7 protein-coding genes are annotated in these 11,606 nt (G+C 60.3%); 5 read left to right on the top strand and 2 right to left on the bottom strand.

Annotated elements, in window-relative coordinates; genetic code table 11:
* Positions 1–216 precede the first annotated feature (216 nt).
* Positions 217–3,888, top strand: coding sequence for a trifunctional transcriptional regulator/proline dehydrogenase/L-glutamate gamma-semialdehyde dehydrogenase (putA, locus tag V7080_RS17975; RefSeq protein WP_334189766.1), 3,672 nt, complete (start codon positions 217–219; stop codon positions 3,886–3,888).
* A gap of 155 nt (positions 3,889–4,043) precedes the next feature.
* On the opposite strand, the gene V7080_RS17970 is transcribed toward putA, so the two are convergent.
* Both V7080_RS17970 and V7080_RS17965 read right to left on the bottom strand, forming a co-directional pair.
* Positions 4,044–5,093: a Fic family protein gene (locus tag V7080_RS17970; RefSeq protein WP_334189767.1), complete on the bottom strand. Its 1,050-nt coding sequence runs from the start codon at positions 5,091–5,093 to the stop codon at positions 4,044–4,046.
* 409 nt (positions 5,094–5,502) lie between these two features.
* The gene (locus V7080_RS17965) at positions 5,503–6,378 is read right to left on the bottom strand and encodes a LysR family transcriptional regulator (protein WP_334189765.1); all 876 of its coding nucleotides are present in this window, start codon (positions 6,376–6,378) and stop codon (positions 5,503–5,505) included.
* Between the two features lie 290 nt (positions 6,379–6,668).
* Between V7080_RS17965 and V7080_RS17960 the strand changes: the two genes are divergently transcribed.
* The 4 genes from V7080_RS17960 to V7080_RS17945 all read left to right on the top strand — a co-directional run.
* Positions 6,669–8,189 (top strand): CoA-acylating methylmalonate-semialdehyde dehydrogenase, encoded by a 1,521-nt coding sequence (locus tag V7080_RS17960; protein WP_334189764.1) that lies wholly within the window; start codon positions 6,669–6,671, stop codon positions 8,187–8,189.
* A gap of 324 nt (positions 8,190–8,513) precedes the next feature.
* Positions 8,514–10,142 carry a GMC family oxidoreductase gene (locus V7080_RS17955; protein WP_334189763.1) on the top strand — a complete coding sequence of 543 codons (1,629 nt, stop codon included), beginning with the start codon at positions 8,514–8,516 and terminating at the stop codon, positions 10,140–10,142.
* Positions 10,143–10,437: 295 nt separating this feature from the next.
* Complete coding sequence (locus V7080_RS17950; protein ID WP_334189762.1) at positions 10,438–11,208, top strand: ABC transporter ATP-binding protein; 771 nt, start codon at positions 10,438–10,440, stop codon at positions 11,206–11,208.
* A partial coding sequence (locus V7080_RS17945; protein WP_334189761.1) for an ABC transporter ATP-binding protein occupies positions 11,209–11,606 on the top strand: 398 nt, incomplete at its 3' end.

The following is an 11,606-nucleotide window of genomic DNA, read 5'->3' as shown; positions in this document are numbered from 1 at the left end:
GGGGGAAGGAGCCCTACAGCAATAGGGGATACGTCCTCGGCATTGGCTAGCAAGATTCGAGGCCGCAATGAATATTCATCCAAATTTTATTCCGCCAAACGCCTCTGAAAAACACGTAATTCGGACAATACCCCATATTTCCAGAATTAATACACTCAAATCTTCCCTACAATCAAATCACCCGTATGTCCTCCACTTTCCGAGACCCGCCCCGCCATGCTCACCACAAACCGCCACCCCTTACCATCGACATCCACCCCCTTCGCTGAATTTCATGCGGAAGTAACCCGCTCGCAGTCACCGCTACGCGCAGCAATCACGGCCGCCTACCGGCGCGAAGAAGCCTCGGCGGTGCGTTCCCTCTTCGCCATGCATCGCGCCGATCCCGGCGCCGATCAAACAATCCATCAACTCGCGCGCCGACTCGTCACCGCAGTCCGGACGAAGCGCACCCGCGCTTCCGGCGTCGATGCGCTGATGCATGAATTTTCCCTGTCCTCCGAAGAAGGCGTCGCGCTGATGTGCCTGGCCGAAGCCCTGCTGCGCATTCCTGATCACCAGACGGCGGACCGGCTGATCGCCGACAAGATCAGCCGCGGCGACTGGCGCAAGCATCTCGGCGAATCGCCGTCGATGTTCGTCAATGCCGCGACATGGGGGTTGCTGATCACCGGCAAACTGGTCGGCACCAGCAGCGAGCAGGGCCTGGGGGCGGCACTGACAAAACTGATCGCCAAGGGTGGCGAACCGCTGATCCGCAAGGGCGTGGACCTGGCGATGCGCATGCTCGGCAACCAGTTCGTCACCGGCCAGACGATCGCCGAAGCGCTGGACAACAGCCGCGAGCAGGAAGCCCGGGGCTATCGGTATTCGTATGACATGCTGGGCGAGGCGGCGCTGACCGCCGAGGATGCGGGCCGCTACTACGCCGCCTACGAAGAGGCGATCCATGCGATCGGGCGGACGTCAGATGGACGCGGCATCAAGGAAGGACCAGGCATTTCGGTCAAGCTGTCGGCGCTGCATCCGCGCTATTCGCGCGCGCAGCGTGCGCGGGTGATGGCGGAACTGCTGCCGCGCCTGAAGCAATTGCTGCTGCTGGCAAAGCGCTACGACATCGGCCTGAATATCGACGCCGAGGAAGCCGATCGCCTCGAATTGTCGCTCGATCTGATGGAGGCGCTGGCCTTCGATCCGGACCTGGCTGGTTTCAACGGCATCGGCTTCGTCGTCCAGGCGTACCAGAAACGCTGCCCGTTCGTGATCGATTTCCTTGCCGACCTCGCACGCCGCAGCAACCGCCGGTTCATGGTGCGGCTGGTGAAGGGCGCCTACTGGGATGCGGAAATCAAGCGCGCGCAGGTCGACGGCATGCCGGATTTTCCGGTGTACACACGCAAGGTGTACACCGATGTGTCCTACCTGGTGTGCGCGCAGAAATTGCTCGCGGCGAGCGAAGTGATCTACCCGCAGTTCGCCACCCACAATGCGCAGACGCTGGCATCCATCCATACCTGGGCGCAACAGCAGAACATCACCGATTACGAATTCCAGTGCCTGCACGGCATGGGCGAGACGCTGTACGACCAGGTCGTCGGCAAGGACAAGCTCGGCAAGCCATGCCGCATTTACGCACCGGTCGGTTCGCATGAAACCCTGCTTGCCTATCTGGTGCGCCGCCTGCTCGAAAACGGCGCTAATTCCTCCTTCGTGAACCAGATCGTCGACGATGAGGTGTCGATCGAATCGCTGATCGCCGATCCTTTCGCCGGGGCAGCGCAATCGAACGGCGCACCGCATCCGGCGATCCGGTTGCCGGTCGCCTTGTTTGGCGATGAGCGCGTCAATTCCGCCGGTATCGACCTCACCGATGAATCGGTACTCGGCAGACTGCACGATGCATTCACCGGCCTCGCCGACCGGCAATGGCAGGCCGCGCCGTTGCTGGCAACCGTGTCTTCCGCATCGCGCATGACGCAAGCGATCCGCAACCCGGCCAATCACGGCGATCTCGTCGGCTCGGTGACCGAAGCCGAGGTCGAGGATGTGGAGGCGGCATTGGAGGCCGCTGCCGGCTATGCGCCAACCTGGCAGGACACGCCGCCGCCGGTACGCGCCGGCATGCTGGAAAAAGCGGCCCGCCTTTTCGAGGAGCATCACGCCGAACTGATGGCGCTGGCTGTCCGCGAAGCCGGAAAATCCTTACCGAATGCGATTGCCGAGGTGCGTGAAGCGGTGGATTTCCTGCGCTATTACGCCGCACAGGTGCGCGAAGCGCCGGCAGCGGCCGCGCTCGGCCCGGTAGTCTGCATCAGTCCATGGAATTTCCCGCTGGCGATTTTCACCGGTGAGATCGCCGCGGCGCTCGCCGCCGGCAACGTGGTGCTGGCCAAGCCGGCCGAGCAGACGCCCCTGATCGCGCAGCGCGCGGTCGAGCTGCTGCATGCGGCAGGCGTACCGACAGCGGCATTGCAATTCCTGCCGGGGCAGGGCGGTACCGTCGGCACGCGGCTGGTTGCCGATGCGCGGGTGTGCGGCGTGATCTTCACCGGCTCCACCGAGGTGGCGCAATTGATCAACCGGACACTGGCGCAACGGGCGGTAGCGGAAGCGCGGGAGATCCCGCTGATCGCCGAGACCGGCGGACAGAATGCGATGATCGTCGATTCCAGCGCCTTGCCGGAGCAGGTCGTGCAGGACGCTATCCAGTCGGCTTTCGACAGCGCCGGCCAGCGCTGTTCGGCATTGCGCGTGCTGTGCGTGCAGGAAGATATCGCCGACCGGGTGCTGCGGATGCTGAAAGGCGCGATGCAGGAACTGGCCATCGACATTCCGGACCGCCTGTCCGTCGATGTCGGCCCGGTGATCGACGAGGAAGCGCGCGCTCGCCTGCAGGGGCATATCGATCGCATGAAAGCGCTTGGCAAAAGGACATTCCAGCTGCCTTTGCCATCGGCATCCGACGACGGCACGTTCATCCCGCCGACCGTGATCGAAATCGATTCCCTGTCAGAGCTCACGGAAGAAGTCTTCGGCCCGGTGCTGCATGTCCTGCGTTACCGGCGCGACGCATTGCCGGCACTGGTGAAGGCGATCAATGCGACCGGCTACGGGCTGACTCTCGGCGTGCATTCGCGCATCGATGAAACCATCGGATTCATCACCGCGCATGCGCATGTGGGCAATATCTACGTCAACCGCAATATCGTCGGCGCGGTCGTTGGTGTGCAGCCGTTCGGTGGCGAGGGCAAGTCCGGGACCGGACCGAAAGCGGGCGGGCCGCTGTACCTGAAACGCCTGCAACGGCAACCGGCGATGACGGATTTTTCTGTCGGCAAACGCTTACCGGCGAATGACGTTTTCAATGACTTTATCGACTGGCTCGACCAGCACCATCCGGCCATTGCCGCCCGTGCGCGTCGCTACATGCATGCATCGCCTAACCACGGCATGCTTCCATTGCCCGGCCCGACCGGCGAAACCAATACCCTGGCGTTTGCGCCGCGCGGCGCGGTGTTATGCGGCGCGCAAGGCAAGGGCGGCTTGCTGAATCAATTGGCGGCGGTACTGGCAACCGGCAACCAGCCGGTACTCGATCAGATTGCAATGCAGGCCTTACCGACGGATCTGCCATCAGCGGTACGCGATGCGCTTCACTACGTCGAACAGGTTGATGAAGCGAAGGTATTGGCTTTTGCGTTACTCGAAACACCGCGTCTGCAGGAATTGCTGCCGCAGCTGGCTGCGCGGGACGACAGCCTGGTGATGTGGATGGCGACTGGTGAGGCCGATGACATTCCCGTCTGGCGGCTGGTTGCCGAACGCGCATTGTGTGTCAATACCACTGCTGCCGGCGGCAATGCGAGTTTGATGACGTTGGAGGCATGAATTGCAGTAATGGAGCAGACTTGATTCGCTATTCGCTGCCAGATGGACTGCTCTACTCTGAATTTTGATGTGATGTACGCATACAGGAATTCGGTTAAAGGGCCACCGCCACCGCTGGTCAATAAAGCTTTAAGAGACAATCGCTTGTCATTCCCTTATCTCAATTCATACCAGACGCCCCGGCCAGCACCATGCTGACCGAGGTGGCCTTGTTCGACCAAGGCCCGGAAATGTTGCTTGAGCGTGTTGCGATTTCCGTTGGTTAGGCGAATCGCATCGCCCATGGTGATACGGCCATGTTCCCGGGCGAACTCGACAATCTGTAGCGACAACTCAGGGAGCGCGGCCAGCACCAGCTTTTCACGCTCGACCTTGCGATTGAGACGGCGGACCTGTTCAGCGAGCGCGCGCAGGAAGAATGTCAACCACGGCTGCCAATTCGGCGCAGTCGTGCGGATCGTGCCTTGCGTTTGCCGCAACGCCAGGTAATAGGCCTCCTTGCTTTGCTCGATCACGCTTTCCAAGGAGCTGTAAGGGACGTAGGCGTAGCCAGCCTGTAATAGCAACAGGGTGGTGAGAACCCGGCTAAGCCGGCCATTCCCATCCTGAAATGGATGGATTTCGAGCAAAACCACGACCCAAATGCCGATGAGCAGCAAAGGATGAAGTCGTGCCGCTTCGCGCTCCGCACTGAACCACTCAATGAGTTCAGTCATCAAGAGCGGCGTTTCGAAAGGCGTTGCGGTTTCAAAAACGACGCCCAATTGTTTCCCGTCCTCATCAAAAGCCACCACGCTATTCGTGGAGGTTTTGTAATTACCTTGATGCCAGCCGTCTTTCTCGCTGTAAGTCAGTAAATCGCGATGCAGTTGCTTGATGTGGTTTTCAGTTAGCGCGATGTCTTGCCAAGATGAGAACACCAACTCCATCACCTCGGCATAACCGGCGACTTCCTGTTCATCCCGCGTCGTGAAAGACTTGATTTGCAGATTGGACAACAGGCGCTCGACCTCGCGATCGGACAACCTGCTCCCTTCGATGCGTGTGGACGAACCGATGCTCTCAATCGTGGCGACCCGCCGGAGTGCGGATAGCCGATCCGGTGCAAGCGTGCCTAGCGCACGCCATGCGCCCTTGAACTCATCGATACCGGCGATGAGGCTCAGGATTTCTGGTGTTATTTGAACGGAATCTGTAACGATCATGGGCGCCAATATTACATCCATTTACACCCATTTCAGCACGGCAATCTAAAAATGCTCAGGACGTAATATTTTGCGGTCTAGTAAGTACGCATTTTTACCCTATTGAAAATAGCCAAACCATGTTCCCGCACCGACGCTGACGAGGTTGGACGGTTTTATATTAAGAATTGATATATACGAATAGTAGTAGTTGTTAACACCCCTTAGCGCCTGTGGATAACCAGGTATACGCGTTCAAAATCAGCGATTTGGGATTTTCATAAACGCTGAATAATCGGTGTATTGGCAAAGGATGGAATTGGGACAAAAAATGCGGATGTGGGGATCTCCGCGCTTATCCCGTTTACGTCCAGTGTTTATGCAATGAGTTATCCACAGATGCACTGGGGAAAGATGTTCACATCGTCAATCAGCTGCGCCACAAGGCTTTTAACAGTGCAAAAACAGCATCGATTGCCGGTTCCTGTTTTCGTTTTGCCAATGCAATGAAGGACAGTTCGGTCGACAGGCTGACCGCGTCGGCAATGACGAGGCCGTGGATATGCGCTTCCCTCAGCGCAATCGACTCCCTGACCAGCGACAACCCGACGCCGGATTTCACCAGGTCCAGCATCGATGGTTCCTGGTCGACCAGCGCCACTTTCTTCGGCATGGCCTTGTACTGTCCGAAGGTTTTGGTCAGCAGGCGGTTATGTACCGATTCCGGCGGCGACCAGATCCAGGGCAGGGCGGCCAGGGCTGGCCAGTCCTTGCCGGCGACGCGATTTTTCCAGCCCTGCGGCGCCACCACGTTGTAGGTGAACGAGGTCAGCGCCTGGTGGTGGTACTCCTTGCCTGGCGTGCCGAGGTAATAGCCGACATCGAGTTCGCCTGATTTCACCTGTTGCAGCACCCAGCCCGACATGCCGTGATGCAGCTCGGTGGATAACTGCGGATAACTTTCGACCAGTCTTTTCAGGAAGGCGCCGAGCCGGATGAATTCCGGGTCGAGGATGGTGCCGATGGCCAGCCTGCCGGACAGTGTCGAATGCAATGCATCCGCGCCCTGCCGGAATTCCGCCATGCTTTCGATCACCCGCTCGGCGAAGGGCAGCAGTTTCGCGCCGTCATCGGTGAGCGTCATGCCTTTCGGGGTGCGGGTGAATAGTTGCAGGCCGAGGGCGGACTGCAGCGACTTGATCTGCAGGCTGACCGCCGGCTGCGTCAGGTGCAGCCGCTCGGCTGCGCGGGTGAGGCTGCCTTCCCGGGCGATGGTGACGAAGGCGCGGAGCTGGATGAAGTCCATGTAGATTCCTTTGTCGGAGCAGATGGTAAAACGAGCGCTCCGTCAGGTTCCCTCCCCCCTCTCAGGGGGAGGGCTAGGGTGGGGGTAGTGAGATTGGGCAATCGTATGCGTTAGCCCGACCTCACTACCCCCATCCCAACCTTCCCCCTGGAAGGGGAAGGGGCTTTACGGCGGGTTTGGTAGAGATCATCATAAGCCTGCCTTATATCTCAATTGATAATAACTCATTGGATTTCCCTCAGTAAGGGCGATATTCTGCGAAAAACCGCCAAACTGCCAAAGGAATCCTTATGAACAACCTCTCCACCACCGCTATCCAGCATTACATCAACGGCCGCCTCGTCGCTTCCACCAGCGGCCGCCAGCAGGATGTCTTCAATCCAGCCACCGGCGCCGTGACCGGCAGGGTGGCATTGGCCAGCGAACAGGAAGTGCATGCGGCGATCGCCGCCGCGCAAGCCGCCGCGCCGGCCTGGGCAGAGACCGCGCCGCTCAAGCGCGCCCGCATCCTGTTCAAGTTCAAGGATCTGCTCGACAGGCACCATGACGACCTCGCCGCCGCCATTACCCGCGAACACGGCAAGGTGTTTTCCGATGCGCGCGGAGAAGTCACGCGCGGCATCGAGGTGGTCGAATTCGCCTGCGGGATCCCGCAGCTGATGAAAACCCAGTTCACCGACAATATCGGCGGTGGCATCGATAACTGGCAGTTGCGCCAGCCGCTCGGCGTGACCGCCGGCATCACGCCGTTCAATTTTCCGTTCATGGTGCCGATGTGGATGGCGCCGATGGCGATCGCGACCGGCAATACCTTCATCCTGAAACCGTCCGAGCGCGATCCGTCGCCGTCGCTGATGGTCGCCGACCTGTTGAAACAGGCCGGCCTTCCCGACGGCGTGTTCAACGTTGTGCAGGGCGACAAGGTGGCGGTGGACGCGCTGCTGCATCATCCGGATGTGAAAGCCGTGTCCTTCGTCGGCTCGACGCCGATCGCCGAATACATCTATACCGAGGGCGCGAAGCGCAAGGGTCCGTACCCGCTTCGGGTGCAGGCGCTGGGCGGAGCGAAGAACCACCTGGTGGTGATGCCGGACGCCGACCTCGACCAGGCGGTGGATGCCCTGATGGGCGCCGCCTACGGGTCGGCCGGCGAACGCTGCATGGCGATTTCGGTGGCGGTGGCGGTCGGCAGCGTCGCCGACAAGCTGGTCGAGGCGCTGATTCCGCGGGTGAAAGCGCTGGTGGTGAAAAACGGCATGGAAGCCGACGCCGAAATGGGCCCGGTGGTCAGCGCTCCCCACAAGGCGAAGATCGAGGGATATATCGAGCAGGGCGTGCAGGCCGGCGCCAAGCTGCTGGTGGATGGACGCGGTTTCACGGTGTCCGGCCATGAGCAGGGCTACTTCCTCGGCGGTTCGCTGTTCGATCAGGTGACGCCCGACATGACCATCTACAAGGAAGAGATTTTCGGCCCGGTGCTGTGCGTGGTGCGGGTGCCGGACTTCGCCGCCGCCGTCGAATTGATCAACAACCATGAATACGGTAACGGCGTGTCCCTCTTCACCTCCGACGGCCACACCGCGCGCGAGTTTTCGCGCCGCATCGAGGTCGGCATGGTCGGCATCAACGTGCCGATTCCGGTGCCGATGGCGTGGCATTCCTTTGGCGGCTGGAAGCGCTCGCTATTCGGCGACACCCATGCGTACGGCGAGGAAGCCATCCGCTTCTATACCCGTTACAAATCAGTCATGCAGCGCTGGCCGGATTCGATCGTCAAGGGCGCCGAATTCACCATGCCGGTCGCGAAATAGCCGGGTTGTGGCACCCTGTCGCAGGCTGTGGCGCCTTGTGGATAACCCGCTGTATAAACGTTGCACGTAAACGGGATAAGCCCTGAACAACGGGACAGCGTTTTTTTTATCCCGAATCCATCCTTGATCGATACAGCGCTTATGCAGGGGTTTGTGCGGAGCGCAAGTGGATGATTCTGTGTCGGTTTACCGGGTTATCCACAGGATGGGGCGGGTGTTAACAACTACTACTATTCGTATATATCAACTACAAAGGTAAACCAACGGCGTCGGCGGCAAAGCGGGCGCCCGCGGTGAAACGCGACTGCAAGAGGGGATCAGCAAGTGGAACTGGCCGGAAAATACGACTACATCATCATCGGCGCCGGTACGGCCGGCTGCGTACTGGCCAACAGGCTGGCAAGGGACGCCGGCGTATCGGTGCTTTTGCTCGAAGCAGGCCGCAAGGACGACTACATCTGGATTCACATCCCGGTCGGTTATCTGTACTGCATCGATAATCCGCGCACCGACTGGCGTTTTCGCACCGAAGCCGATCCGGGCCTGAACGGCCGCAGCCTGATCTATCCGCGCGGGAAGGTGATGGGCGGCTGTTCATCGATCAACGGCATGATCTACATGCGCGGCCAGGCGCGCGACTACGACCAGTGGGCGCAACTCACCGGCGACCCGAGCTGGCGCTGGGACCAGGTGCTGCCGCTGTTCAAGAAGACGGAGGATTACCACAAGGGCGCCGACGATTTCCATGGCAGCGGCGGTGAATGGCGGGTGGAGAAGCAGCGCCTGTCTTGGGAGATCCTGGATGCGTTCCGCGACGCGGCGGCCGAGGTGGGGATTCCGAAGTCGGACGACTTCAATCGCGGCGACAACGAAGGCTGCGGGTATTTCGAGGTGAACCAGAAGGGCGGCATGCGCTGGAATACCGCCCGGGCCTTTCTGAAATCCACCGAGGGCAGGAAAGGCGATCTCGACATCATGACCGGCTGCCACGTCAAGCGACTGCGGATCGTGTCGACGCCGGAAGGCACTGCCTGCACCGGCGTCGAATTTACCGGTGGCGGCAAGGAATGGTTCGCTGAAGCGGTGCGCGAAACCATTTCCACTGCCGGCGCGGTCGGTTCGCCTCAGATATTGCAGCTTTCCGGCGTCGGACCGGCGTCGCTGCTGCAGCAGCATGGCATTCCGGTCGTGGTCGACGCGCCCGGCGTGGGCGAGAACCTGCAGGACCATCTGCAATTGCGCATGGCGTTCAAGATACAGGGCGCGAAAACGCTCAACACGATGGCCAATAACTGGTTCGGCAAGATGAAGATCGGGATGGAGTACGCATGGTCGCGCAGCGGCCCGATGTCGATGGCGCCCTCGCAACTCGGCGCGTTCACCCGGTCCGACCCGTCACAGGAAACCGCCAACCTGGAATACCATGTCCAGCCGCTGTCGCTGGAGCGGTTCGGCGATCCCCTGCATCCCTTCCCGGCGATCACCGCCAGCGTGTGCAACCTGCGGCCGACGTCGCGCGGCCATGTGCGGATCGCATCGCCCGATCCGTTCGCCGCACCGAAGATCATGCCGAATTACCTCAGTACGCCGGAGGACCGGAGAGTGGCGGCCGATGCGCTGACGCTGACGCGCACGATCGCCGCGGCGCCGGCCTTGCGCAAATATAAACCCGAAGAGTTCAAGCCTGGCGTACAGTACCGTACCGACGAGGAATTGGCGCTGGCGGCCGGCGACATCGGCACCACGATTTTCCATCCGGTCGGCACCTGCAAGATGGGCAGCGACGATGATCCGATGGCGGTGGTGGACAGCCAGCTCAGGGTCAAAGGCGTGGCGCGCCTGCGGGTGGTGGATGCATCGGTAATGCCGACCATCACCTCGGGCAATACGAATTCACCGACCATCATGATTGCCGAGAAGGCGGCCCGGTTGATTCGCCAGGGGCGGGGCTAGCATGACAGGGCGCGACCGGTTTGTGCATCGTTGCCCGCAACGCGCATGGCGATTGATGCAGGCCAAATAATGTGCATGAAATATAAGCGCATGATTGCCAGCGGACCGGATAGGTCGATATGGTGTGCTGTCAATGCAGCGGCGATGAGGTCAGCTTTTCGTCAGTTTTTGTTCGTACACTGGCAGAAATAAGGCTGAATTCACCCTCACTACGGGTTTTCCACAATAGGAATATGCCCGTAAGCCGGTCGTTGCCATTGTAGTATGCAGTTAGAATAATTCCCGGGGAGAAACTATGGCCGAAATAATATTGGAGACCCGGCACTTGACCAAGGAATTCAAGGGATTCACGGCGGTCAATGATGTCAATTTGCAGGTGCAGCGTGGGCATATTCATGCACTGATCGGCCCGAACGGCGCCGGAAAGACCACCTGTTTCAATTTGCTGACCAAATTCCTGGTGCCGACTTCGGGCCAGATCCTGTTCAACGGGCGCGACATCACTGCCGCCCAGCCGGCCCAGATCGCCCGCCAGGGTATCATCCGGTCCTTCCAGATCTCCGCCGTCTTCCCGCACCTGACCGTGCTGGAGAACGTGCGCATCGGCCTGCAGCGGCCGCTTGGGACCAGTTTCCATTTCTGGAGAAGCGAGAAGACGCTGTCGTCGCTGAATGACCGCGCAATGGCATTGCTGGCGCAGGTCGATCTGGAAAACTTCGCCGACACGCTCACCGTCGACTTGCCCTACGGGCGCAAGCGCGCGCTGGAAATCGCCACCACGCTGGGCATGGACCCGGAACTGATGCTGCTCGACGAGCCGACCCAGGGCATGGGCCATGAAGACGTGCACCGCGTGACGGCGTTGATCAAGAAGGTCTCCCAGGGCCGCACCATCCTCATGGTGGAGCACAACATGAACGTAGTGTCGGGCATCAGCGACAAGATTTCGGTGCTGCAGCGCGGCGCCGTCCTGGCCGAAGGCACCTATGCCGAGGTCTCGAGCAACAGGGAAGTGATGGAAGCTTATATGGGTACGACCTCCGGTGCTTTGGAAGGGGCGCATTGAATGGCAGACAAAGCGCTTGAAATCGCCAACCTGCATGCCTGGTATGGCGAATCGCACATCCTGCACGATGTCAATTTTTCGGTAAATCATGGCGAGGTGGTGACGCTGCTGGGCCGCAACGGCGCCGGCCGCACCACCACCATGCGCGCCATCATGGGATTGACCGGTTCACGCAAGGGCTCGATACGGATCAACGGCACCGAGGTTATCGACCTGCCGACCCACCGCATCGCCCACCTTGGCGTCGGCTACTGCCCGGAAGAGCGCGGCATCTTTTCATCGCTGTCGGCGGAGGAAAACCTGTTGCTGCCACCCGCGGTGTCAAAGGAAAAGGGCATGTCGGTCGACGAGATCTACGACATGTTCCCGAACCTGAAGGAGCGCCGCTCCAGCCAGGG

This window comes from Noviherbaspirillum sp., from assembly GCF_036846085.1.
Classification (GTDB): domain Bacteria; phylum Pseudomonadota; class Gammaproteobacteria; order Burkholderiales; family Burkholderiaceae_D; genus Noviherbaspirillum.
The sequence above is the reverse complement of the archived record's forward strand: the minus strand, read 5'-3'. Positions and strand labels throughout refer to the sequence as shown.

Excerpts from the sequence above, each read along its gene's own strand:
- V7080_RS17965 (WP_334189765.1), bottom strand. The coding sequence starts at position 6,378 with ATGGACTTCATCCAGCTCCGCGCCTTCGTCACCATCGCCCGGGAAGGC.
- V7080_RS17960 (WP_334189764.1), top strand. The coding sequence starts at position 6,669 with ATGAACAACCTCTCCACCACCGCTATCCAGCATTACATCAACGGCCGC.
- V7080_RS17970 (WP_334189767.1), bottom strand. The coding sequence starts at position 5,093 with ATGATCGTTACAGATTCCGTTCAAATAACACCAGAAATCCTGAGCCTC.
- putA (WP_334189766.1), top strand. The coding sequence starts at position 217 with ATGCTCACCACAAACCGCCACCCCTTACCATCGACATCCACCCCCTTC.
- V7080_RS17950 (WP_334189762.1), top strand. The coding sequence starts at position 10,438 with ATGGCCGAAATAATATTGGAGACCCGGCACTTGACCAAGGAATTCAAG.